The organism is Pseudomonas sp. SMV71, from assembly GCF_052042015.1.
In the GTDB taxonomy this organism is placed as follows: domain Bacteria; phylum Pseudomonadota; class Gammaproteobacteria; order Pseudomonadales; family Pseudomonadaceae; genus Aquipseudomonas.
In genome coordinates this window covers 237,779-260,673 of sequence record NZ_JBKGGU010000001.1, presented here as the reverse complement: position 1 = coordinate 260,673, position 22,895 = coordinate 237,779, and the positions used below count along the sequence as shown (strand labels likewise).

The following is a 22,895-nucleotide window of genomic DNA, read 5'->3' as shown; positions in this document are numbered from 1 at the left end:
GCATCAAGATTTGAAAAGAATCCGGTATGTATTTTGTTAAAGTTGGGCGGAATGTTTGGCAATTTCAACGGTGAAGGAGGGGAAATCGACTTTTGCATGCAGCATCCTTGCTGTAGTTTGAGTTTTTTTTATTGAAATAAGCACCTTAAGTTATGCCGTAGCAATGGCGCCTGAGCAATAATGAAATTTTTACTGCATGTGAAATGGTTGGAATTCAATACCAATTAATACCCATATATTTCTTGCATGGCTTGACTGGTTGGTATCAGGGCTTGCCTGCGATGGCGGTATTAATTGGAGTACATGTGGAGAGTGACTCGCCGCTATCGTTGGCGAACCCCCACAAGGAATGAGGTCGTTGGTGGGGTGGAATGACAGGCACAAAAAAGCACCCCGAAGGGTGCTCTTTTCTGCAGCCAGTCGCTCAGCGTTTCAGCGAAGCCGGCAGGTGTGGCTGGATGGCGGTCAACACGGCCTTGAAGCACTTGGTGTTGCCGGCGACGATGTGACCTTTTTCAAGGAAGTCATGGCCGCCAGTGAAGTCGCTCACCAAGCCGCCGGCTTCCTGGATCAGCAGGGCGCCTGCCGCCATGTCCCACTCGGACAGGCCCGATTCCCAGAACGCATCGAAACGACCCGCCGCCACATAAGCCAGGTCCAGGCTGGCAGCGCCGGCGCGGCGGATGCCGGCGGTCTGGCCGACGAGGGCGCGGAACATGCCCAGGTAGTTGTCCAGGTTGTCCATCTGGTCGTCACGGAACGGGAAGCCGGTACCCAGCAGGGCGCCGTCCAGGCTGGTGCGGCCACTGACGCGCAGGCGACGGCCGTTCAGTTGGGCGCCACGGCCACGGCTGGCGGTGAATTCTTCCTGGCGAACCGGGTCCAGCACGACGGCGTGTTCCAGGCGACCACGGTATTTGCAGGCGATGCTGACCGCGAAGTGAGGGATGCCGCGCAGGAAGTTGGTGGTGCCGTCCAGCGGATCGATGATCCACAGGTACTCTTCGCCTTCGATGCCTGTACCGGCATGCATGCCGGTCTCTTCACCGAGGATGGAGTGGTTCGGGTAAGCCTTGCGCAGGGCGTCGACGATTTTCTGTTCGGCGGCGCGATCGACCTCGGACACGTAGTCCTTGGCGTCTTTTTCATCGACCTTGATGGTATCCAGGCGCTCGATGGAGCGGAAGATCAGTTCACTGGCGCTGCGGGCGGCGCGCAGCGCGATATTCAGCATGGGCTGCATGGATGTGTCACCTAAGGTTGTTAAAGAAAGCCGCGCATTCTATCAGAAAGTTTTCTCAGGTGAAGGTTGCTGTTCGCTTTCATAGCTTAACGGTAGGTGCTTATGTAAGATTTGCTCCCTTTATCGTGTTCGAGAGCGCCTCCCTTGTTGCAGAACATTCGTGTCGTCCTGGTCAATACCAGCCATCCGGGTAACATCGGCGGAGCTGCGCGGGCCATGAAGAACATGGGCCTGTCGCGCCTGGTGCTGGTCGAGCCGCGGCTGTTTCCCCATCACGAAGCCGATGCCCGGGCGTCCGGTGCCGATGATGTCCTGACGGGCGCGCAAGTGGTCGCCACCCTGGAAGACGCCTTGGTCGGGTGCAATCTGGTGCTCGGCACCAGTGCCCGTGACCGACGCATCCCCTGGCCGCTGCTCGACCCCCGTGAGTGCGGGACCAGGGTCGTCGAGGAAGCGGGGCAGGGCGGCGAGATTGCCTTGGTGTTCGGTCGTGAAGACTCCGGCCTGACCAACGAAGAGCTGCAGCGATGTCACTTTCACGTGCATATCCCTTCCGACCCGACGTTCAGTTCCCTGAACCTCGCGGCGGCGGTGCAGGTATTGGGTTATGAAGTGCGCATGGCCTGGCTGGCAGCTGAAGGCCAGCCAAGCAAGGTCGAGAAAACCGAGGTGACGTCGCCGCGCAGTGAGACACTGGCGACCATGGATGAGCTGGAACGATACTTTGAACACCTGGAACAGACCCTGGTGGACATCGAGTTCCTCGACCCGGAGAAACCGCGACACTTGATGGCGCGCCTGCGTCGGTTGTACGGACGAAGCTCGGTCAGCCGGGCGGAGATGAATATATTGCGCGGCATCCTCACGGAAACCCAGAAAGCGGCCCGTGGCGAGCTGATTAAGCGGAAGAAATAAAATGTTCGAACGTTTGCGTGAAGATATCCAGAGCGTTTTCCATCGTGACCCAGCGGCGCGCAATGCCTTTGAAGTGCTGACCTGCTACCCGGGGATGCACGCCATCTGGATCCACCGGCTGTCCGGCGCGTTGTGGAACCTGGGCTGGAAGTGGCTGGCGCGGCTGGTCTCCAACTTCGGACGCTGGCTGACCGGGATCGAGATCCATCCTGGGGCCAAGGTCGGTCGCCGGTTCTTCATCGACCATGGCATGGGCATCGTCATCGGTGAAACCGCCGAGATCGGCGACGACGTGACGCTGTACCAGGGCGTGACCCTCGGCGGTACCAGCTGGAACAAGGGCAAGCGCCACCCGACGCTGGAAGACGGTGTGGTAGTGGGGGCCGGCGCCAAGGTGCTCGGGCCGTTCACCGTGGGCGCTGGGGCGAAAGTCGGCTCCAACGCCGTGGTGACCAAGGCTGTGCCGCCAGGGGCGACCGTGGTCGGTATTCCGGGGCGGATCATCGTCAAGTCCGATGATGAGCAGGACGCCCGCCGCAAGGCCATGGCCGAGAAGATCGGCTTCGATGCCTATGGTGTCGGCGAAGACATGCCCGACCCGGTGGCCCGCGCCATCAATCAACTGCTCGATCACCTGCAGGCCGTCGATGGGCGCTTGGAGGGGATGTGTGGCGCCCTGAAAGACCTGGGCAGTAATTACTGTGCCAAGGACCTGCCGGAGCTGCGCGAGGAAGATTTCGCGTGTGTGAAGGACAAGGATGAAACCCAGGCCAGCTGAAACCTGGCTGGCCTCATCGCGAGCCGGCTCGCTCCCACATTGAATCGTGGCGTTTATGCGATCCCTGAGGGAGCGAGCCTGTTCGCGATGAGCGATCACGCGGTATCGCTGGTCCCCGGCGATCACCCTTTGCTATCATGCGCCCGCTCTTTCGCGGGTAAACCTGAGTAACCCACTAGGTCTTATACTTGACTTAAATACTCGGGAATTGCATACTCGCCCCCATTCCGAACTCCGTGGTAATTGTCCATGCGACTGACTACAAAAGGCCGATACGCCGTGACCGCGATGCTGGATCTGGCATTGCACGCGCAGCACGGGCCGGTGTCCCTGGCCGATATCTCCGAGCGCCAGGGCATTTCCCTGTCTTATCTGGAGCAGCTGTTCGCCAAGCTGCGCCGCAGCAACCTGGTTTCCAGCGTCCGCGGTCCCGGCGGCGGTTATCAGCTGTCCCGTGACATGCAGGGCATCCAGGTCGCCCAGGTGATCGATGCGGTAAACGAATCGGTCGATGCGACCAAATGCCAGGGCCTTGGCGACTGCCATGGCGGTGATACTTGCCTGACCCACCACTTGTGGTGCGACCTGAGCTTGCAGATCCACGAATTTCTGAGCGGTATCAGCTTGGCTGACCTTGTCACCCGCCGTGAGGTGCAAGAAGTAGCCCAGCGTCAGGACCAGCGCCGTTGCAATGGCAAGGCGCCGCACCTGGACAAGATTGAAGCGTCCGCCGTCGAATGACCGCCGCAGAGCAAGCGGAACGCCAGCCAGCCTGATTTAGGAGAGAGTCCATGAAATTGCCGATTTACCTTGATTACTCTGCGACCACCCCGGTTGATCCGCGTGTTGCGCAAAAAATGAGTGAATGCCTGCTGGTCGACGGAAACTTCGGTAACCCGGCGTCCCGCTCCCACGTGTTCGGCTGGAAAGCCGAAGAGTCGGTCGAGAATGCCCGTCGCCAAGTGGCTGACCTGGTCAACGCCGACCCGCGGGAAATCGTCTGGACTTCCGGTGCCACCGAGTCCGACAACCTGGCCATCAAGGGTGTCGCGCATTTCTACCACACCAAGGGCAAGCACCTGATCACCTCCAAGATCGAGCACAAGGCGGTCCTGGACACCACGCGCCAACTGGAGCGTGAAGGCTTCGAAGTCACCTACATCGAGCCCGGTGAAGACGGCCTGATCACCCCGGCCATGGTTGAAGCCGCGTTGCGCGACGACACCATCCTGGTTTCGATCATGCACGTGAACAACGAAATCGGCACCGTCAATGACATCGAAGCCATCGGCGAACTGACCCGCTCCAGGGGCGTGCTGTTCCACGTCGATGCGGCCCAGTCCACCGGCAAGGTCGACATCGACCTGTCCAAGCTCAAAGTCGACCTGATGTCGTTCTCCGCCCACAAGACTTACGGCCCTAAAGGCATCGGCGCGCTGTACGTGAGCCGCAAGCCGCGTGTTCGCCTCGAAGCGACCATGCATGGCGGCGGTCACGAGCGCGGCATGCGTTCCGGCACCCTGGCGACCCACCAGATCGTCGGCATGGGCGAAGCGTTCCGTGTTGCCAAGGAAGACATGGCCGCCGAGAACGTGCGCATCAAGGCCTTGAGCGACCGTTTCTTCAAGCAGGTCGAGCACCTGGAAGAGCTCTACGTCAACGGCAGCATGACCGCCCGCGTCCCGCACAACCTGAACCTGAGCTTCAACTACGTTGAGGGCGAGTCGCTGATCATGGCGCTCAAGGATCTGGCCGTGTCGTCCGGTTCGGCATGCACCTCGGCATCGCTTGAGCCTTCGTATGTACTGCGCGCCCTGGGCCGCAACGACGAACTGGCCCATAGCTCGATCCGCTTCACCTTCGGCCGCTTCACTACCGAAGAAGAAATCGATTACGCCGCGCAGAAAGTCTGCGAGGCTGTGACCAAGCTGCGCGCTCTGTCGCCGCTCTGGGACATGTACAAAGACGGCGTCGACATCTCGAAGATCGAGTGGGCGGCGCACTGAAGAAGTCGCCACCAGAGCGACTCACTGATGAGGATTGAAGCAAATGGCATATAGCGAAAAGGTCATCGACCACTACGAGAACCCGCGTAACGTCGGCAAGATGGACGCGCAGGATCCTGATGTCGGCACCGGCATGGTCGGCGCCCCGGCGTGCGGCGACGTGATGCGCCTGCAGATCAAGGTCAACGAGCAAGGCATCATCGAAGATGCCAAGTTCAAGACCTACGGCTGCGGCTCGGCCATCGCGTCCAGCTCCCTGGCCACCGAGTGGATGAAGGGCAAGACCCTTGATGAAGCTGAAACCATCAAGAACACTCAGCTGGCCGAAGAACTGGCCCTGCCGCCAGTGAAGATCCACTGCTCGGTACTCGCCGAAGACGCCATCAAGGCCGCCGTCCGCGATTACAAGCAGAAGAAAGGCTTGATCTGATCCGCGCACCGGTAAGGAGTTTTCATGGCTATCCAGATGACAGAAGCGGCAGCTAGACATGTGCAGCGTTCCCTCGCGGGACGCGGCAAGGGCGAGGGTATCCGCCTGGGTGTTCGCACCACGGGCTGCTCTGGCCTTGCCTACGTGCTGGAGTTCGTCGACGAAGTCGGCGAAGACGATCAGGTGTTCGAGAGTCACGGTCAGAAAGTGATCATCGACCCGAAGAGTCTGACGTACCTGGACGGCACCGAGCTGGATTTCGTCAAGGAAGGGTTGAACGAAGGCTTCAAGTTCAACAACCCCAACGTGCGCGGTGAATGTGGCTGCGGCGAAAGCTTCAACATCTGAGGCAGCTCGTGGGTACTCCTTGTCATTTTGCGTTGTTCCAGTTGCAGCCTGCTTTCCAGCTGGATCTCGATCAGTTGTCTGCGCGTTACCTGGAACTGGCCCGTGGTGTTCATCCGGACCGCTTCGCCGACGCCTCCGAGGCCGAGCAGCGGCGGGCGCTGGAGCAGTCGGCGAACCTCAACGAGGCCTACCAGACGCTCAAGCACCCGGCCAAGCGCGCGCGATATCTGCTCGCCATCAGCGGCCACGAGTTGCCGCTGGAAGTCACTGTTCACGATCCCGAGTTTCTTTTGCAGCAGATGCAATGGCGCGAAGAACTCGAAGACCTGCAGGACAGTGCCGACTTGAGCGGTGTCGCCGCGTTCAAGCGCCGCTTGAAGGACGCCCAGCAAACCCTGAACGAAAGCTTCGCAGCCTGCTGGAACGATGCCGCGCAGCGCGAACAGGCTGAACGCCTGATGCGGCGCATGCAGTTCCTCGACAAGCTCACCTACGAAGTGCGCCAGCTCGAAGAGCGCCTCGACGATTAACCCAGTGCCGCTCCGGTCGCACGCCTGATTACAGATAAGTCCTGATTACGATGGCCCTACTGCAGATCGCCGAACCCGGCCAAAGTCCACAACCCCACCAGCGTCGCCTGGCAGTGGGAATCGACTTGGGTACCACCAATTCCCTGGTCGCTGCCTTGCGCAGCGGCCTTTGCGAACCGCTCGCCGACGAGCAGGGGCGGGTGATCCTGCCGTCTGCCGTGCGCTACCACGCCGACCGCGTCGAAGTCGGCGAGTCGGCCAAGCTGGCTGCCGCGACCGATCCGTTGAACACCATTGTTTCGGTCAAGCGCTTGATGGGTCGTGGTCTGTCCGACGTCAAGCAATTGGGCGATCAGCTGCCGTACCGCTTCGTCGGTGGCGAATCCCACATGCCGTTCATCGAGACCGTGCAGGGCCCGAAAAGCCCGGTGGAAGTCTCCGCCGACATCCTCAAGGTCCTGCGCCAGCGCGCCGAAGCGGCGTTGGGTGGTGAGCTGGTGGGTGCGGTCATCACCGTCCCGGCCTATTTCGACGACGCCCAGCGCCAGGCCACCAAGGATGCGGCCAAGCTGGCCGGCCTGAATGTACTGCGTTTGCTCAACGAGCCGACTGCTGCGGCGGTGGCCTATGGTCTGGACCAGCACGCCGAAGGCCTAGTCGCCATCTATGACCTGGGCGGCGGCACCTTCGATATTTCTATCCTGCGCCTGACCGGCGGTGTGTTCGAAGTTCTAGCCACCGGCGGCGACAGCGCCTTGGGCGGCGATGACTTCGACCACGCCATTGCCGGCTGGATCATCGAGCATGCAGGCCTGTCCGCTGACCTCGATCCAGGTGCGCAACGCCATCTGTTGCAAACCGCCTGCGCCGCGAAAGAAGCTCTGACCGATGCGGCGAGTGTCGAGGTGGTCTACGGCGAGTGGAAAGCCTCCCTGAGTCGCGAAGTCTTCGACGCGCTGATCGAGCCGATGGTCGCCCGTAGCCTCAAGGCCTGCCGCCGCGCCGTGCGTGATTCTGGCGTGGAGCTGGAAGACGTCAAGGCAGTGGTCATGGTCGGTGGTTCGACCCGCGTGCCTCGGGTTCGCGAAGCCGTGGCCCAGGCTTTTGGCCGCCAGCCGTTGACCGAAATCGACCCGGACCAAGTGGTCGCCATCGGTGCCGCGATCCAGGCCGACACCCTGGCCGGCAACAAGCGCGACGGTGGCGAACTGTTACTGCTCGACGTGATTCCTTTGTCCCTGGGCCTGGAAACCATGGGTGGCCTGATGGAGAAGGTGATTCCGCGCAACACCACCATCCCCGTCGCCCGCGCCCAGGACTTCACCACCTATAAAGACGGCCAGTCGGCCATGATGATCCACGTGCTGCAAGGCGAGCGTGAACTGATCAGCGACTGCCGTTCCCTGGCGCGTTTCGAATTGCGCGGTATCCCGGCGATGGTGGCCGGTGCGGCGAAGATCCGCGTGACCTTTCAGGTCGACGCCGATGGTTTGCTCAATGTTTCCGCCCGCGAACTGGCGTCCGGTGTCGAGGCGAGCATCCAGGTCAAGCCGTCCTACGGCCTGACCGACGGCGAAATCGCCCGGATGCTCAAGGATTCCTTCCAGTATGCCGGCGACGACAAGGTAGCCCGCGTGTTGCGCGAGCAGCAAGTCGACGCCCAGCGCCTGATCGAAGCCGTGCAGGGCGCCCTGGAGGCCGACGGCGACCGTCTGCTCGACGCCGAAGAGCGCATGGTCATCGAATTGCAGATGCAGGAATTGTCCGAACTGATCAAAGGCACCGATGGCTATGCCATCGAGCAGCAGACCAAGCGTCTGTCGAGCGTCACCGATGCCTTTGCCGCCCGCCGCCTGGATTCAACGGTCAAAGCCGCCCTGGCGGGGCGTAACCTGAATGAAATCGAGGAGTAATTGATGCCGCAGGTGATTTTTTTGCCCCACGAGAAGTTCTGCCCCGAGGGCATGGTGGTGGAGGCTGAGCCTGGGATATCCATCCTTGATCTGGCCCATGAACACGATATTGAAATGGAAAGCGCCTGTGGCGGTGTCTGCGCCTGCACGACCTGCCATTGCATCATTCGTGAAGGCTTCGATTCGCTGGAAGAAGCGGACGAACTGGAGGAAGATTTCCTCGATCGCGCCTGGGGTCTTGAGGCGCAATCGCGCCTGGGTTGCCAGGCCATCGTCGGTACGGAAGACCTGACCGTCGAGATCCCGAAATATTCGCTTAACCATGCGGCCGAGGCGCCGCATTGATTCAAAGGAACCGTCATGGGCCTGAAGTGGGTTGATGTACAAGAGATCGCTATTCTGTTGGCCGATGGTCACCCGGATACGGATCCCTATTCGGTGAACTTTGTAGCGTTGCGTGACATGGTCATGGCGCTGCCAGGGTTCGAAGATGAGCGCGATCGCGGCGGTGAAAAGGTCCTTGAAGCCATCCAGACGGCCTGGAAAGACGAGCAGGACTGAAGCCCTCCCTTACGCAGTTAGGCAATACCCAGGAACCCGCGTATAATTCGCGGGTTTAATTTTTCACACATTACCGATTCTGGAGCTACACCATGGCTGTTCAACGTACTTTCTCCATCATCAAGCCTGACGCCGTTGCTAAAAACGTGATCGGCAAGATCGTTTCCCGCTTCGAAGACGCTGGCCTGCGCGTTGTAGCTTCGAAAATGAAGCAACTGTCCAAGGCCGAAGCCGAAGGCTTCTACGCTGAGCACAGCGAGCGCGGTTTCTTCGGTGAGCTGGTTGCGTTCATGACTTCCGGTCCGGTTGTCGTTCAGGTGCTGGAAGGCGAAAACGCCATCGCTCGCAACCGTGAGCTGATGGGCGCCACCAACCCTAAAGAAGCGGCTGCCGGCACCATCCGCGCCGACTTCGCCGAGTCCATCGACGCCAACGCCGTCCACGGTTCGGACTCCGAAGCCGCTGCTGCTCGCGAAATCGCTTACTTCTTCGCAGCTACTGAAGTAACCACTCGCTAAGCATTGGCTTGAGAGTGAAGGTGAATCCATGACGACATCGACTGTTAAAACCAACCTGCTGGGGCTGACCCAGAAGGAAATGGAAAAATTCTTCGACTCAATCGGGGAGAAGCGTTTCCGTGCCGGCCAGGTGATGAAATGGATTCACCACTTTGGCGTCGACGATTTCGACGCCATGACGAATGTCGGCAAAGCCTTGCGTGAAAAGCTCAAGGCGGTTGCCGAGATTCGCGGCCCCGAAGTGGTCAGCCAGGACATTTCCAGCGACGGCACCCGCAAGTGGGTGGTGCGCGTGGCGTCCGGCAGCTGCGTCGAGACTGTGTATATTCCCCAGGGCAAGCGCGGCACCTTGTGCGTTTCGTCCCAGGCAGGCTGTGCCCTGGATTGCAGTTTCTGCTCCACCGGCAAGCAAGGCTTCAACAGCAACCTCACTGCCGCCGAAGTGATCGGCCAGGTGTGGATTGCCAACAAATCCTTTGGCAGCGTCCCGGCGACCGTCGACCGTGCCATCACCAACGTGGTGATGATGGGCATGGGTGAGCCGCTGCTGAACTTCGACAACGTCGTATCCGCCATGCACCTGATGATGGATGACCTGGGCTATGGCATTTCCAAGCGCCGGGTGACCCTGTCCACGTCCGGCGTGGTGCCGATGATCGATGAGCTGGCCAAGCACATCGACGTCTCCCTGGCGTTGTCGCTGCACGCACCCAATGACGCATTGCGTAATCAATTGGTGCCGATCAACAAGAAGTACCCACTGAAGATGCTGCTGGAGTCGTGCCAGCGCTACATGTCGGCCCTGGGCGAGAAGCGCGTACTGACCATCGAGTACACCCTGCTCAAGGATGTGAACGACAAGGTCGAGCATGCGGTCGAGATGATCGAGCTGCTCAAGGACATCCCGTGCAAGATCAACCTGATCCCGTTCAACCCGTTCCCGCATTCGGGCTACGAGCGTCCGAGCAACAACGCGATCCGGCGCTTCCAGGATCAGCTTCACCACGCTGGCTTCAATGTCACCGTGCGCACCACCCGTGGCGAAGACATCGATGCCGCGTGTGGCCAGTTGGTAGGGCAGGTGCTGGATCGCACCCGTCGCAGTGAGCGCTACATTGCCGTGCGCGAGCTGAACGCCGCCGACGATGTCGTGAACGCGGCGAACCGTCACTAAGAGAGGATCTCTATGTCCCTGCGCTTCGCGCTCGTTTTGCTGTTGTCCGGTCTTTGCACCGGTTGTGTTCTGTCGGGTGACTACAATCCGATGAAAACCAGCAAGGGACGCGAGGAAGCACGTGTGGCTTATGTGCAGTTGGGCATCGGCTATTTGCAACAAGGTATGACCGAGCGGGCCAAGGTGCCGCTCAAGAAGGCCCTGGAGCTGGACGATTCCGACGCCGATGCCAACGCAGCCCTGGCCCTGGTGTTTCAGGCCGAGCTGGAGCCGGAACTGGCCGACCAGCATTTTCGCAAGGCGTTGTCGGCTCGTGCGCAGGATGCTCGGATCCTGAACAACTACGGCAGTTTTCTTTACGAGCAGAAGCGTTACAAGGAAGCTTACGAGCGCTTCGAACAGGCCGCCGCCGACACGCTTTATCCGGAGCGCTCGCGGGTTTTCGAGAACCTGGGCATGACCGCCGCGCAACTCGGCCAGCGTGACCTGGCCCGCCAGCAGTTGGAAAAGGCCCTGCGGCTCAACCGCCAGCAGCCGCGGGCATTGCTGGAAATGGCTGAGTTGTCTTACGAAGACAGGCATTATGTGCCCGCGCGCGACTACTACGAGCGGTTTAGCCTGCTCAGCGAGCAAAATGCACGTAGTCTATTGCTCGGTGTCCGGCTGGCCCGTGTATTCGAAGACCGTGACAAAGCCGCAAGCTATGGCCTGCAACTAAAAAGACTCTATCCCGGTACGCCGGAATATCAGCAATACCTGTCGGAGCAATGATGAAAGCGGCGCATCCCGAAGTTGTAGCAGCCTCTCGCGTAAACCCAGGTGAGACCCTGCGTCAGGCCCGTGAAAGCAATGGTTGGTCGCTGGCCCAGGTGGCCGTCAAGCTCAATCTCACGGTGACTTCCCTGAGCAATCTGGAAGCGGGCGCGTTCGACAAGCTGCCGGGGCATACCTTTGCCCGCGGCTACATCCGCGCCTACGCCAAGCTGCTCGATATGGACCAGACGGTCCTGGTCCAGCAATTCGACCAATACACCGGTTCCGATGCCCAGGGCAGCAGCGTGCACAGCCTGGGTCGCATCGAAGAGCCGGTTCGCGTTTCCCACACTATTCTGCGGCTGGTCAGCCTGTTGTTGCTGATCGGCGTGATTGGCGGCGGTTTCGTCTGGTGGCAGGATCAAACCGCCCTGCGCACCAAGGAACCAGTGGCCCTGGCCCCTGAGCATGTGGAAGTGGAGGGCGCCGACGGTACCACTCGGATCCATCCGCTGGACGAGCCGGAAGACCAGGCCGTGCTGGAAGGCCAGGCCGAAGGCGAAACCGCGCTCGCGCTGCCGCAGGGTCAGGAAGGTGCCGAAGCCGGTACCGAGCCAGGCGTGCCCGCCGCCCCTGTCGCGCCTGCCGCTGCTCCAACCACACCGACCGCTCCGGCGCCGGCCACCAGCACACCGGTGGTCCCGGCGCCGGCCGCTCCTGCCACCCATGCGCCGACCGCAGCGGCTCCGGCTGCTCCAGCTGCCGCGCCGGCTGCACCAGTGGCTCCCGTGACGCCCGCAGCACCCGCCGCCGGTGAAGGCCAGGTACAGATTCAGTTCACTGCCGATTGCTGGACGCAAATCACCGACGGCAATGGCAAAGTCTTGTTCAGCGGCCTCAAGCGCAAGGGCGACAGCACCTCCGTCAACGGCAAGCCACCGTTTGCCGTGCGCCTGGGCTATGCCCGTGGCGCGCAGGTCAGCTACAACGGCCAGCCGGTCGATGTGGCTCCGTTCACCAGTGGCGAGACTGCTCGCCTGAAGTTGGGTCAATAAGTCATGCACGGCGAATCTCCAATCAAACGTCGCGAATCGCGCAAGATCTGGGTCGGTAACGTGCCCGTGGGCGGCGATGCGCCTATCGCTGTGCAGAGCATGACCAACAGCGACACCAACGATGTGGCCGCCACCGTGGCCCAGATCAATCGCCTGGAAGCCGCCGGTGTCGACATCGTGCGGGTCTCGGTGCCGGACATGGACGCCGCCGAGGCGTTCGGCAAGATCAAGCAGTTGGTCAAGGTGCCGCTGGTAGCCGACATTCATTTCGACTACCGCATCGCCCTGCGCGTGGCCGAGCTGGGTGTGGACTGCCTGCGCATCAACCCGGGCAACATCGGTCGCGAAGACCGTGTGCGCGCGGTGGTGGATGCCGCCCGCGACCGTGGTATTCCGATCCGCATCGGCGTGAACGCCGGATCCCTGGAAAAAGACCTGCAAAAGAAATATGGCGAACCGACCCCGGCGGCGCTGGTAGAGTCGGCGCTGCGCCATGTCGAGCACCTCGAACGCCTGAATTTCCAGGACTTCAAGGTGAGCGTGAAGGCCTCCGACGTGTTCATGGCTGTCGAGGCCTACCGGCTGCTGGCCAAGGAAATCGTCCAGCCGCTGCACCTGGGCATCACCGAAGCCGGTGGGTTGCGCTCGGGTACGGTGAAATCCGCCGTTGGCCTCGGTATGCTGCTCGCCGAAGGGATTGGCGATACCATTCGCATCTCGTTGGCGGCGGATCCGGTCGAGGAAGTGAAAGTCGGCTATGACATTCTCAAGTCCCTGCACCTGCGTTCCCGTGGGATCAACTTCATCGCCTGCCCGAGCTGCTCGCGGCAGAACTTCGATGTGGTCAAGACCATGAACGAGCTGGAAGGGCGTCTCGAAGACCTGCTGGTGCCGCTGGATGTCGCGGTGATCGGTTGCGTGGTCAACGGGCCGGGCGAAGCCAAGGAGGCCCATATCGGCCTGACGGGCGGCACGCCGAACCTGATTTACATCGACGGCAAGCCGTCGCAGAAACTGACGAATGACAATCTGGTGGATGAGCTGGAACGGCTGATCCGCGAGAAAGCGGCCGAAAAGGTCGAAGCCGACGCAGCGCTCATCGCCCGCGGCTGATCGAACGAATTAAGGAATTTTTGTGAGCAAGTCTCTGCAAGCCATTCGTGGCATGAACGACATCCTGCCCGAACAGACGCCGCTGTGGCGCTATTTCGAAAGCACCGTGGCGCGTTTGCTGGATAACTACGGTTACCGACAAATCCGCATGCCGATCGTCGAGTTCACCGAGCTGTTCAAACGCTCCATCGGTGAAGTGACCGACATCGTCGAAAAGGAGATGTACACCTTCGACGACCGCAACGGCGATTCCCTGACCCTGCGCCCCGAAGGCACGGCGGCTTGCGTGCGTGCGGTGCTGGAGCACGGCATCACTGGTGGTGGTCAGGTGCAGAAACTCTGGTACATCGGCCCGATGTTCCGCCACGAACGTCCGCAGAAAGGTCGTTATCGACAGTTCCACCAGATCGGCCTGGAGGTGTTCAACCTCGACGGCCCGGACATCGACGCCGAGCTGATCGTCATGACCTGGCGCCTGTGGGGCGAGCTGGGCCTTCGTGACGCGGTCAAGCTTGAACTCAACAGCCTGGGCACCAGCGAGTCCCGTGGTCGCTACCGTGAAGCACTGGTGGAGTTTCTTTCCGCGCACCTGGACAAGCTCGACGAAGACAGCCAGCGCCGCCTGAAGACCAATCCACTGCGCGTGCTCGACACCAAGAATGCCGACACCCAGGCGGTCCTGGCCGACGCGCCGAAAATGGCCGACTACCTCGACGACGAATCCCGTGCGCACTTCGAAGGGTTGAAGGCGCGCCTGGACGCCGTGGGCATTCCCTACGTGATCAACCCCAAGCTGGTCCGTGGCCTCGACTACTACAGCAAGACCGTCTTCGAATGGGTCACCGACAAACTCGGGGCCCAGGGCACCGTATGCGCCGGCGGCCGTTACGACGGGCTGGTGGAGCAGATGGGCGGCAAGCCGACCCCGGGCGTGGGCTTTGCCATGGGCATCGAGCGTCTGGTGCTGATGCTGGAGGCGCTGGACAAGGTGCCTGAAGAACTGGCCCGTCAGGTCGACGTCTACCTGTGCGCTTTCGGCGAGGCCGCCGAACTGGCCGCGCTGGCGTTGAGCGAGCGGGTGCGCGATCAGTTGCCCAACCTGCGCCTGCAGATCAACGCCGGCGCCGGCAGTTTCAAGAGCCAGTTCAAGAAAGCCGACAAGAGCGGTGCGCTGTATGCACTGATCCTGGGTGACGACGAACTGGCCCAACAAGTGGTAGGTTTCAAACCCCTGCGTGGCCAGGGCGAACAACAAAGTATTGCCTGGGATGCGCTCGCCGCACACCTGGCCACCTGCGTCGTGCAGGGTTGAAGCTGTTAAACAGCCGATTTAGCGATTAAGGAGTATTGGGGTGTCGAGTACCGAAGATGAACAGCTGGCGGATTTGAAGGACTGGTGGACGCGCAACGGCAAGCCGCTGGTCACTGGCGGCCTGTTGGCGCTGGTCATCGTGTTCGGCTGGCAGGCCTACCAGAAATACCAGAGCAACCAGTCGCAAGGCGCCTCGATGCTCTATCAGCAACTGCTGGAGACCACCCTGACCCCGGACGGCAAGCCTGATGCGGCGCGTGTGGCGGACCTGGCCGGCAAGCTGGACAAGGAGTTCGGCGGCAGCGCCTACGCCCAGTACGGTCGCCTGTTCGTGGCCAAGGTCGCCGTAGACAGCGGCAAGCTGGACGACGCGGCCAGCGAGCTCAAGGGCATCGTCGACAAACCGGCCAACCCGACCCTGGGCGAAGTGGCGCGTCAGCGCCTGGCACAGGTGCTGGCGGCGCAGAACAAGACCGAAGATGCACTGAAACTGCTCGAAGGCGATGCCGACAAGGCGTTCCTGGCGACCCGCGAAGAGCTCAAGGGCGACCTGCTGGTACAGCTGGGCCGTGCCGACGAGGCCCATGCGGCCTACCAAAAAGCCAAGGCTGCGCTGTCGGATGAAGCGGCGGTCGGTGGCTTGCAAATCAAGCTGGACGACCTGGCCAAAGGGGATGCATGACGTGATCCGTTGGAAACATGCAGCATTGCTGGCCCTGGCCATTCTGGCCGCGGGTTGCAGCAGCAACAGCAAGAAAGAACTGCCTCCGGCCGAACTGACCGATTTCAAAGAAGAAGTCGTGCTGCAGAAGCAATGGAGCCGTTCCATCGGCGAAGGCCAGGGCGAAACCTACAACATGCTGGTGCCGGCCATCGACGGCGACACCATCTATGCCGGTGACGTCACCGGCGTGGTCATGGCGATGGATCGCGGCAATGGCGACGTGAAATGGAAGCAGGATCTTGAACTGCCAGTGTCCGGCGCCGTGGGCGTGGGTTATGGGCTGGTTATGATCGGCACGCTCAAGGGCGAGATCGTGGCCCTCGACGCCAGCAATGGCGAAGAAAAGTGGCGTTCCCGTGTGACCAGTGAGGTGCTTGCACCGCCCGCCACCAACGGTGACGTGGTGGTGGTCCAGACCCAGGACGACCGTCTGATCGGCCTGGATGCCGCCACCGGCAACCAGCGCTGGGTATATGACAGCACTCCGGCGGTGCTGACCCTGCGTGGCACCAGCGCGCCGATCGTCACCAACCGTCTCGCGGTCGCGGGCTTGTCCACCGGTAAAGTGGTTGCCCTGGATGTGTCCAACGGCGTGCCGGTGTGGGAGCAACGTGTCGCGATCCCGCAAGGTCGTTCGGAGCTGGAGCGCGTGGTCGACATCGATGGCGGCCTGCTGCTGTCCGGCGGCACGTTGTACGTCGCCAGCTACCAGGGCCGCGTCGCCGCACTGGACCTGGAAAGCGGTCGCCCGCTGTGGCAGCGCGACGCGTCCAGTTACGCCGGCGTCGCCCAGGGTTTCGGTAGCGTCTACGTGAGCCTGGCCTCGGGCACCGTCGAGGGCGTCGACGAGCGTTCCACCACCGCGCTGTGGAGCAACGATTCCCTGGCCCGTCGTCAACTGTCGGCCCCGGAAGTGTTCTCCAGCTACGTTGCTGTGGGTGACCTGGAAGGTTACCTGCACCTGCTCAGTCAAGTGGACGGTCGCTTCGTCGGTCGCGAGCGTATCGACAGCGACGGCTTGCGTGCCCGTCCGCTGGTGGCGGGCAACATGATCTATGTGTATGGCAACAGCGGCAAACTGGAAGCCCTGACCATCAAGTAAGACTATGCTTGGGCTGACCCCCAAGCGGCTTGTTCCATTGTGGGAGCGAGCCTGCTCGCGAAAGCGGTGTATCAGACGTGTATGCGTGAACTGACCCACCGCTTTCGCGAACAAGCCCGCTCCCACAGGACTGCCTCCGAGCACCAGCCGCTGCCTCGCAGCGGCTTTTGTATTTTCTGAAATAACGAAGTGGAGAGCCGCATGGTTCCCGTAATCGCCTTGGTGGGCCGACCTAACGTCGGCAAGTCCACCTTGTTCAACCGCCTGACCAGGACTCGCGACGCCATCGTCGGCGACTTGTCCGGTCTGACCCGTGATCGCCAATACGGTGAGGCCAAGTGGCAAGGGCGTACCTATATTCTGGTCGACACCGGCGGCATCTCCGGTGATGAACACGGCATGGACGAAAAAATGGCCGAGCAATCGCTGCTCGCCATCGAAGAAGCCGATGTGGTGCTGTTCCTGGTGGACGCGAAGGCCGGTTTTACCGCCGCCGACCAGATGATCGCCGAGCATTTGCGCAAACGTAACAAGCGCTCCCACGTGGTCGCCAACAAGGTCGACAACATCGACCCGGACATGGCCCGCGCCGAGTTCGCACCACTGGGCATGGGCCAGGCGATCCCGATCGCCGGTGCACACGGCCGTGGTATCAGCCAGTTGCTGGAAATCGCCCTGGCGGACTTCCCGAAAGACGATAACGACGAGCCGGAAGAGGGCGAAGAAGAAATCGTCGCCGAAGGCGAGGAAGCCAAGCGCATTCCGGGTCCGAGCGAAAAAGACGGGATCAAGATCGCCATCATCGGCCGCCCGAACGTGGGCAAGTCGACGCTGGTCAACCGCATGCTCGGTGAAGACCGGGTCATTGTGTACGACCAACCCGGCACCACCCGTGACAGCATCTACATCCCGTTCGAGCGCAACGAGGAGAAGTACACGCTGATCGACACCGCTGGCGTGCGCAAGCGCGGCAAGATCCACGAAGAAGTCGAGAAGTTCTCCGTGGTCAAGACGTTGCAGGCGATCAAGGACGCCAACGTGGTGATCTTCGTGATGGACGCCCGCGAAGGCGTGGTCGACCACGACCTGAACCTGCTGGGCTTCGCCTTGGAAGCCGGGCGTGCGCTGGTGATCGCGATCAACAAGTGGGACGGCATGACCCCGAGCGAGCGGGATTTCGTGAAGGTCGAATTGCAGCGCCGGCTGTTTTTCGTCGACTTCGCCGACATCCACTTCATCTCGGCCTTGCACGGCACGGGCGTGGGCAACCTCTACGCCTCGGTGCAGAACTCGTTCAAGTCGGCGGTGACCCGCTGGCCGACCAACCGCCTGACCCAGATCCTCGAGGACGCGGTCAGCGAGCACGCGCCACCGATGGTCAACAACCGCCGGATCAAGCTGCGCTACGCCCACTTGGGCGGTGCCAACCCGCCGATCATCGTGATCCACGGTAACCAGATCGAGAAGGTGCCCAAGTCGTACGTCCGTTACCTGGAAAACACCTATCGCCGCGTCCTGAAGCTGGTCGGCACGCCGATTCGCATCGAGTTCAAGGGCGGCGAGAACCCGTACGAAGGCAACAAGAACACGCTCACCGACCGCCAGGTCAACAAGAAGCGCCGCTTGATGTCGCACCACAAGAAGGCTGATAAGAAGCGCCGGGACAAGCGCTGAGTCGCCGGCGATTTGAGAGCTTTATGTGGCGAGGGAGCTTGCTCCCGCTGGGTTGCGAAGCAACCCCAAGATGTATCTGCCATCGCAGTGCGTCAGGCAGAACCCAAGGGGCTGCTGCGCAGCCCAGCGGGAGCAAGCTCCCTCGCCACGGTTGTCTGGATAGATGAAAGGGTGCCCACCGAGGCACCCTTTTTCATGCCCGGCGATTGGGCTATCCTCGATCTCTCCCGCGCCGCGCCAGAGCCGGGCGCAGACGCAGAGAAGCCTTGATGATCACCAGCAAGCTGCCGAATGTCGGCATCACCATTTTCACCCAGATGTCCCAGCTGGCCGCGCAGACTGGCGCGCTGAACCTGTCCCAGGGCTTTCCTGATTTCGATGGTCCGCAGGCCTTGCGCGATGCGGTCGGCCGGCACATTGCCCAAGGCCACAACCAATATTCCCCGATGACTGGCCTGCCGGCCCTGCGTCAGCAGATTGCGGCGAAGATCGCCCGCAGCTACGGCGCCAGCGTCGATGCCGATCAGGAAGTCACCGTGACCCCCGGCGCGACCCAGGGGATTTTCTGCGCCATTGCCGCGGTGGTCCACAGCGGTGATGAAGTGATCGTGTTCGACCCGTGCTACGACAGCTACGAGCCCGCCGTCGAGCTGGCCGGCGGGCGTTGCGTGCACGTGCAACTGGGCCTGGAAGACTTCGCCATCGACTTCCAGAGACTCGGCGAAGCCCTGAGCCCGCGTACGCGCATGATCATCCTCAACACCCCGCACAATCCCAGCGGCGCCCTGATCAGCCGGGCTGAACTGGACCAGTTGGCGGCTCTGATCCGAGGCCGCGACATCTACCTGGTCAGCGATGAAGTCTATGAACACCTGGTGTTCGACGGCGTGCCCCATGCCAGCGTGCTGGCCCACGAAGAACTGTACCGACGAGCGTTTGTCGTCAGTTCGTTCGGCAAGACCTATCACGTCACCGGCTGGAAAACCGGCTACGTCGTGGCGCCGCCGGCCCTGACCGCGGAACTGCGCAAGGTCCACCAGTACGTCAGTTTCTGCGGCGTGACGCCACTGCAATACGCCCTCGCCGACTATATGGCCGAGCATCCGCAACATGTGGACGAGCTGCCGGATTTCTACCAGGCCAAGCGCGATCTGTTCTGCGATCTGCTGGCGCCGTCGCGGTTCAGTTTCAAACGAGTCACCGGGACCTATTTCCAGCTGGTGGACTATTCCCGGATCCGTCCGGACCTGAACGACGTCGACATGGCGGTGTGGATGACCCGCGAACACGGGGTGGCGACGATTCCGGTCTCGGTGTTCTACCAGGACCCACCCCAAGGCCAGCGCCTGGTGCGCCTGTGCTTTGCCAAGCGCGAGGAGACGCTGCGTGAAGCGGCGGAAAAACTATGCGTGATCTGAGTGCGTTGCCGAACCTGAACATTGCCCTGGTCCAGACCACCCTGGCCTGGCACGACCGTCGGGCCAACCTGGAGCATTTCGAGGCGCTGCTGGAGCAGGCGCACGGGGCTGACCTGATTATCCTGCCGGAAATGTTCACCACCGGCTTCTCCATGGAATCCGAGACACTGGCCGAGCCGGAAAACGGTCCGACCCATCACTGGCTCAAGGCTCAGGCGGCGAAGCTGAACGCGGTCATCACCGGTAGCGTGATTGTTCAGGCCGGCGACCGCAGCCATCGCAATCGCTTGCTCTGGGCGCGGCCGGACGGCGAGGTGTTGCATTACGACAAGCGCCATTTGTTTCGCATGGCCGGGGAGCACAATCACTACACCCCCGGCGGGCGGCAGGTGCTGTTGGAACTCAAGGGTTGGCGGATTCGTCCGTTGATCTGCTACGACCTGCGTTTTCCGGTCTGGAGCCGCGACGCCACGGACACCGACCTGCTGCTGTACACCGCCAACTGGCCGGGAGCGCGGCGCCAGCATTGGAATCGCCTGTTGCCGGCTCGGGCAATCGAGAACCTGTGCTACGTGGCGGCCGTGAACCGCGTCGGCACCGACGGTAAGGGTTTTGCCTACACCGGTGACAGCCAGGTGCTGGATTTCCAGGGCGAGACCCTGCTCAGTGCCGGCGAAGCGGACGGCGTGTTCATGGTCTGCTTGAATTCGGCGGACCTGGCGGCCTATCGCACGCGGTTCCCGGCGAACCTGGATGCCGATCAGTTCGAATTCATCTGATTGATACGATTCAGCCCTCAAAAAGCGCCAGGGTAGTCCGATATACGGGGCAGCCAAGGAGGAGTCCCTATGACCACAATTAGTGCAACCACATTAACCCTTACCTGCCATCGACGCCGAAAGTCACGCTTAAAGGAGCAGAGCAAGAGCCGGCGAGTGCGACCAGCCTCACGGTATCGTTGGGCCTCAAAGAGACCAAAGATCCTGCCAAGACGCCTACCGCTGAAGGCGCCGGCAGTGCAAGCAGTCCAACAGAACAAGTGATCGAACAGCTGAAGAAGCAGATCGAGCAGACCGAGAAACTGTTGGCTCAACAGCAGGCTCAGTTGGCCCAGATCCAGAACAGCCGGGCCAATGAACAGCAAAAGGCCCAGCAGGCCATGGCGCTGCAAAATCAGATCATGGGTACCCAAGCCACGTTGATGACCCTGCGCGGGGCGCTGTTGCAGGCTATGACCGTGGAGATTGATACCCACGCCTGACAATTTTGTTGCCTGATTGGCCTCATCGCGAGCAGGCTCGCTCCCACAGGGTTTTGCAAACGACGCCCACTGTGGGAGCAAGCCTGCTCGCGATGAGGCCAGCGCAGTCAGCACAAAACGATCAGCCAAACAAAAAGGCCCCAGGGTTCACACCCCAGGGCCTTTTTGCATTTCAGCGATGGATCAGGCCGCTTTGGCTTCAGGCTGGCTCAGCGAGCGGTTCAGGGCGCTGAACAGTGCCTTGAAGCTGGCCGTGGTGATGTTTTCATCGATGCCCACGCCGTGTACGGCACGTTCACCGTTGACCCGCAGTTCGATGTACGCCGCGGCCTTGGCGTTGGTGCCGGCGCCGATGGCGTGTTCGTTGTAATCCATGATCTCCACGGGAATCGGCAGGCCGGCCACCAGCGCTTCCAGCGCGCCGTTGCCCTTGCCACGCCAGTGCAGGTTGGTCTCGCCCTGGCCTTTGCTCGCCACTTCCACTTCCACGGCGCTGTTGCCGTTTTCTTCCTGCAAGCGATGGCTGACCAGCGCGTACGGAGTGTTGGCTTGCAGGTATTCGCGTTGCAGCAAGCTGTAGATCTGCTGGGCAGTCATTTCCAGGCCGAGACGATCAGTTTCACCTTGTACCACCTGGCTGAACTCGATCTGCATGCGACGCGGCAGGCTGATGCCGTATTCCTGTTCCAGCAGGTAAGCGATGCCGCCTTTGCCGGACTGGCTGTTCACCCGGATCACGGCTTCATAGCTGCGGCCGATGTCGGCCGGGTCGATCGGCAGGTACGGTACTTCCCACAGACCATCGGATTTCTGCTGGGCGAAGCCTTTGCGGATCGCGTCCTGGTGCGATCCGGAAAACGCAGTGTGAACCAGGTCGCCAACATACGGATGACGCGGGTGCACCGGGATCTGGTTGCACTCTTCCACGACCTTTCGCACGCCGTCGATGTCGGAGAAGTCCAGTTCAGGGTCGACGCCCTGGGTGTAGAGGTTCAGGGCCACGGTCACCAGGTCGACGTTACCGGTGCGCTCGCCGTTGCCGAACAGGCAGCCTTCGACGCGGTCGGCGCCGGCCATCAGGCCCAGTTCGGTGGCGGCCACGCCGGTGCCACGGTCGTTGTGGGTGTGCAGGCTGATGAGCACGCTGTCGCGACGGCTGATGTTGCGGTGGAACCACTCGATCTGGTCGGCGTAGACGTTCGGGGTGGCGACTTCCACGGTGGCCGGCAGGTTGAGGATGATCTTGCGCTCGGGCGTCGGGTTCCAGACTTCGATGACGGCGTCGCAGACTTCCTTGGCGAACTCCAGCTCGGTGGCGCTGAAGGTCTCTGGCGAGTATTCGAACTGCCACTGGGTTTCCGGCTGCTGGGCGGCGTATTTGACGAACAGCTTGGCCGCGTTCACCGCAATTTCCTTCACGCCTTCCTTGTCCTGGTTGAACACAATGCGGCGGAATGATGGGCAGGTGGCGTTGTAGAGGTGGACGATGGCTTTCTTCGCGCCGCGCAGGGATTCGAAAGTCCGGGCGATCAGGTCTTCACGGGCCTGGGTCAGCACCTGGATGGTGGTGTCGTCCGGGATGTGGCCCTCTTCGATGAGGGTGCGCACGAAGTCGAAGTCGGTTTGCGAAGCCGCCGGGAACGACGCCTCGATTTCCTTCACGCCGACGGCGACCAGGGTTTTCCAGAAGCGCAGCTTCTTGACCGCGTCCATCGGCTCGATCAGCGACTGATTACCGTCACGCAGGTCGGAACTGCACCAGATCGGCGCGGTGGTGATGGTCTTCGATGGCCAGGTGCGGTCGGGCAGGTTGATGGTCGGAAAAGCGCGGTATTTGGAAGACGGGTCTTTGAGCATGCTCATCGTGGGAATCCTTTTATTGTCGTGGCCGGAAAAAAGGCGGCCTGCCGGTGGTTCGAACGGGGTGGCTTCAGAGCCTGGACGAGGTGCCGCGATTCAGCCCGGCAGTCGTGCGCTGACGAGGCACAGGCTGCGGTGCTGGCGAAGCTGAATGAGGGTGTGAGAGGTTTTCATGCCCTCAACCCTAACCGCGTGATGAAAGGATCG

The 22,895-nt window shown here is 61.4% G+C and carries 24 protein-coding genes; 22 read left to right on the top strand and 2 right to left on the bottom strand.

Annotated features, from left to right (window positions below):
* Positions 1-424: 424 nt before the first annotated feature.
* Positions 425-1,243, bottom strand: coding sequence for a type III secretion system regulator SuhB (suhB, locus tag ACLEJQ_RS01280; RefSeq protein WP_003185165.1), 819 nt, complete (start codon positions 1,241-1,243; stop codon positions 425-427).
* A 144-nt stretch (positions 1,244-1,387) separates the two neighbouring features.
* Between suhB and trmJ the strand changes: the two genes are divergently transcribed.
* The 22 genes from trmJ to ACLEJQ_RS01170 all read left to right on the top strand — a co-directional run bounded on the left by trmJ (position 1,388) and on the right by ACLEJQ_RS01170 (position 20,828).
* A complete protein-coding gene (gene trmJ, locus ACLEJQ_RS01275; protein ID WP_440791422.1) occupies positions 1,388-2,158 on the top strand; it encodes a tRNA (cytosine(32)/uridine(32)-2'-O)-methyltransferase TrmJ in 771 nt (256 codons plus the stop codon).
* 1 nt (position 2,159) lies between these two features.
* The gene (gene cysE / locus ACLEJQ_RS01270; RefSeq protein ID WP_207966500.1) at positions 2,160-2,936 is read left to right on the top strand and encodes a serine O-acetyltransferase; all 777 of its coding nucleotides are present in this window, start codon (positions 2,160-2,162) and stop codon (positions 2,934-2,936) included.
* Between the two features lie 249 nt (positions 2,937-3,185).
* Entirely contained in the window at positions 3,186-3,677 is a 492-nt protein-coding gene (gene iscR / locus ACLEJQ_RS01265; protein WP_024777044.1) for a Fe-S cluster assembly transcriptional regulator IscR, read from the top strand.
* Positions 3,678-3,727: 50 nt separating this feature from the next.
* Entirely contained in the window at positions 3,728-4,942 is a 1,215-nt protein-coding gene (locus ACLEJQ_RS01260; protein ID WP_024777045.1) for an IscS subfamily cysteine desulfurase, read from the top strand.
* A gap of 43 nt (positions 4,943-4,985) precedes the next feature.
* Positions 4,986-5,372, top strand: coding sequence for a Fe-S cluster assembly scaffold IscU (iscU, locus tag ACLEJQ_RS01255; RefSeq protein WP_003185157.1), 387 nt, complete (start codon positions 4,986-4,988; stop codon positions 5,370-5,372).
* Between the two features lie 24 nt (positions 5,373-5,396).
* On the top strand, positions 5,397-5,720 hold the full coding sequence (gene iscA / locus ACLEJQ_RS01250; protein ID WP_047702172.1) for an iron-sulfur cluster assembly protein IscA: 324 nt from the start codon (positions 5,397-5,399) through the stop codon (positions 5,718-5,720).
* An 8-nt stretch (positions 5,721-5,728) separates the two neighbouring features.
* Positions 5,729-6,250, top strand: coding sequence for a co-chaperone HscB (hscB, locus tag ACLEJQ_RS01245; RefSeq protein WP_440791419.1), 522 nt, complete (start codon positions 5,729-5,731; stop codon positions 6,248-6,250).
* Positions 6,251-6,300: 50 nt separating this feature from the next.
* Positions 6,301-8,163, top strand: coding sequence for a Fe-S protein assembly chaperone HscA (gene hscA / locus ACLEJQ_RS01240; RefSeq protein WP_440791418.1), 1,863 nt, complete (start codon positions 6,301-6,303; stop codon positions 8,161-8,163).
* A 3-nt stretch (positions 8,164-8,166) separates the two neighbouring features.
* Positions 8,167-8,508: an ISC system 2Fe-2S type ferredoxin gene (gene fdx, locus ACLEJQ_RS01235; protein WP_440791416.1), complete on the top strand. Its 342-nt coding sequence runs from the start codon at positions 8,167-8,169 to the stop codon at positions 8,506-8,508.
* Positions 8,509-8,523: 15 nt separating this feature from the next.
* Entirely contained in the window at positions 8,524-8,724 is a 201-nt protein-coding gene (gene iscX, locus ACLEJQ_RS01230; RefSeq protein WP_440791414.1) for a Fe-S cluster assembly protein IscX, read from the top strand.
* A 92-nt stretch (positions 8,725-8,816) separates the two neighbouring features.
* Positions 8,817-9,242, top strand: coding sequence for a nucleoside-diphosphate kinase (ndk, locus tag ACLEJQ_RS01225; RefSeq protein WP_245144937.1), 426 nt, complete (start codon positions 8,817-8,819; stop codon positions 9,240-9,242).
* 28 nt (positions 9,243-9,270) lie between these two features.
* A complete protein-coding gene (gene rlmN / locus ACLEJQ_RS01220; protein ID WP_440791412.1) occupies positions 9,271-10,416 on the top strand; it encodes a 23S rRNA (adenine(2503)-C(2))-methyltransferase RlmN in 1,146 nt (381 codons plus the stop codon).
* A 12-nt stretch (positions 10,417-10,428) separates the two neighbouring features.
* Positions 10,429-11,187, top strand: a complete 759-nt coding sequence (gene pilW / locus ACLEJQ_RS01215) for a type IV pilus biogenesis/stability protein PilW (RefSeq protein ID WP_440791410.1) — start codon at positions 10,429-10,431, stop codon at positions 11,185-11,187.
* Positions 11,187-12,224: a RodZ domain-containing protein gene (locus ACLEJQ_RS01210; RefSeq protein WP_440791408.1), complete on the top strand. Its 1,038-nt coding sequence runs from the start codon at positions 11,187-11,189 to the stop codon at positions 12,222-12,224. Before pilW ends, ACLEJQ_RS01210 begins: the two co-directional genes overlap by 1 nt.
* A gap of 3 nt (positions 12,225-12,227) precedes the next feature.
* The gene (ispG, locus tag ACLEJQ_RS01205) at positions 12,228-13,337 is read left to right on the top strand and encodes a flavodoxin-dependent (E)-4-hydroxy-3-methylbut-2-enyl-diphosphate synthase (RefSeq protein WP_245144933.1); all 1,110 of its coding nucleotides are present in this window, start codon (positions 12,228-12,230) and stop codon (positions 13,335-13,337) included.
* A gap of 22 nt (positions 13,338-13,359) precedes the next feature.
* Positions 13,360-14,649 (top strand): histidine--tRNA ligase, encoded by a 1,290-nt coding sequence (hisS, locus tag ACLEJQ_RS01200; RefSeq protein WP_440791406.1) that lies wholly within the window; start codon positions 13,360-13,362, stop codon positions 14,647-14,649.
* Between the two features lie 40 nt (positions 14,650-14,689).
* Positions 14,690-15,331, top strand: a complete 642-nt coding sequence (locus ACLEJQ_RS01195; RefSeq protein WP_440791404.1) for a YfgM family protein — start codon at positions 14,690-14,692, stop codon at positions 15,329-15,331.
* Positions 15,324-16,475 (top strand): outer membrane protein assembly factor BamB, encoded by a 1,152-nt coding sequence (bamB, locus tag ACLEJQ_RS01190; protein WP_440791402.1) that lies wholly within the window; start codon positions 15,324-15,326, stop codon positions 16,473-16,475. Before ACLEJQ_RS01195 ends, bamB begins: the two co-directional genes overlap by 8 nt.
* 201 nt (positions 16,476-16,676) lie before the next feature.
* Complete coding sequence (der, locus tag ACLEJQ_RS01185; RefSeq protein ID WP_440791400.1) at positions 16,677-18,149, top strand: ribosome biogenesis GTPase Der; 1,473 nt, start codon at positions 16,677-16,679, stop codon at positions 18,147-18,149.
* A 269-nt stretch (positions 18,150-18,418) separates the two neighbouring features.
* A complete protein-coding gene (locus ACLEJQ_RS01180) occupies positions 18,419-19,567 on the top strand; it encodes a pyridoxal phosphate-dependent aminotransferase (RefSeq protein WP_440791398.1) in 1,149 nt (382 codons plus the stop codon).
* On the top strand, positions 19,555-20,346 hold the full coding sequence (locus ACLEJQ_RS01175; RefSeq protein ID WP_440791396.1) for an amidohydrolase: 792 nt from the start codon (positions 19,555-19,557) through the stop codon (positions 20,344-20,346). Before ACLEJQ_RS01180 ends, ACLEJQ_RS01175 begins: the two co-directional genes overlap by 13 nt.
* A gap of 260 nt (positions 20,347-20,606) precedes the next feature.
* A complete protein-coding gene (locus ACLEJQ_RS01170; RefSeq protein WP_440791394.1) occupies positions 20,607-20,828 on the top strand; it encodes a hypothetical protein in 222 nt (73 codons plus the stop codon).
* A gap of 183 nt (positions 20,829-21,011) precedes the next feature.
* Here the strand turns inward: ACLEJQ_RS01170 and leuA are convergent, their stop codons facing one another.
* On the bottom strand, positions 21,012-22,691 hold the full coding sequence (leuA, locus tag ACLEJQ_RS01165) for a 2-isopropylmalate synthase (protein ID WP_440791392.1): 1,680 nt from the start codon (positions 22,689-22,691) through the stop codon (positions 21,012-21,014).
* Between the last annotated feature and the right edge of the window lie 204 nt (positions 22,692-22,895).

Coding starts and splice junctions, on each gene's coding strand:
- suhB (WP_003185165.1), bottom strand. CDS start 1,243: ATGCAGCCCATGCTGAATATCGCGCTGCGCGCCGCCCGCAGCGCCAGT.
- cysE (WP_207966500.1), top strand. CDS start 2,160: ATGTTCGAACGTTTGCGTGAAGATATCCAGAGCGTTTTCCATCGTGAC.
- iscR (WP_024777044.1), top strand. CDS start 3,186: ATGCGACTGACTACAAAAGGCCGATACGCCGTGACCGCGATGCTGGAT.
- ACLEJQ_RS01260 (WP_024777045.1), top strand. CDS start 3,728: ATGAAATTGCCGATTTACCTTGATTACTCTGCGACCACCCCGGTTGAT.
- iscU (WP_003185157.1), top strand. CDS start 4,986: ATGGCATATAGCGAAAAGGTCATCGACCACTACGAGAACCCGCGTAAC.
- iscA (WP_047702172.1), top strand. CDS start 5,397: ATGGCTATCCAGATGACAGAAGCGGCAGCTAGACATGTGCAGCGTTCC.
- hscA (WP_440791418.1), top strand. CDS start 6,301: ATGGCCCTACTGCAGATCGCCGAACCCGGCCAAAGTCCACAACCCCAC.
- fdx (WP_440791416.1), top strand. CDS start 8,167: ATGCCGCAGGTGATTTTTTTGCCCCACGAGAAGTTCTGCCCCGAGGGC.
- iscX (WP_440791414.1), top strand. CDS start 8,524: ATGGGCCTGAAGTGGGTTGATGTACAAGAGATCGCTATTCTGTTGGCC.
- ndk (WP_245144937.1), top strand. CDS start 8,817: ATGGCTGTTCAACGTACTTTCTCCATCATCAAGCCTGACGCCGTTGCT.
- rlmN (WP_440791412.1), top strand. CDS start 9,271: ATGACGACATCGACTGTTAAAACCAACCTGCTGGGGCTGACCCAGAAG.
- pilW (WP_440791410.1), top strand. CDS start 10,429: ATGTCCCTGCGCTTCGCGCTCGTTTTGCTGTTGTCCGGTCTTTGCACC.
- ACLEJQ_RS01210 (WP_440791408.1), top strand. CDS start 11,187: ATGAAAGCGGCGCATCCCGAAGTTGTAGCAGCCTCTCGCGTAAACCCA.
- ispG (WP_245144933.1), top strand. CDS start 12,228: ATGCACGGCGAATCTCCAATCAAACGTCGCGAATCGCGCAAGATCTGG.
- bamB (WP_440791402.1), top strand. CDS start 15,324: ATGCATGACGTGATCCGTTGGAAACATGCAGCATTGCTGGCCCTGGCC.
- der (WP_440791400.1), top strand. CDS start 16,677: ATGGTTCCCGTAATCGCCTTGGTGGGCCGACCTAACGTCGGCAAGTCC.
- ACLEJQ_RS01180 (WP_440791398.1), top strand. CDS start 18,419: ATGATCACCAGCAAGCTGCCGAATGTCGGCATCACCATTTTCACCCAG.
- ACLEJQ_RS01175 (WP_440791396.1), top strand. CDS start 19,555: ATGCGTGATCTGAGTGCGTTGCCGAACCTGAACATTGCCCTGGTCCAG.
- leuA (WP_440791392.1), bottom strand. CDS start 22,691: ATGAGCATGCTCAAAGACCCGTCTTCCAAATACCGCGCTTTTCCGACC.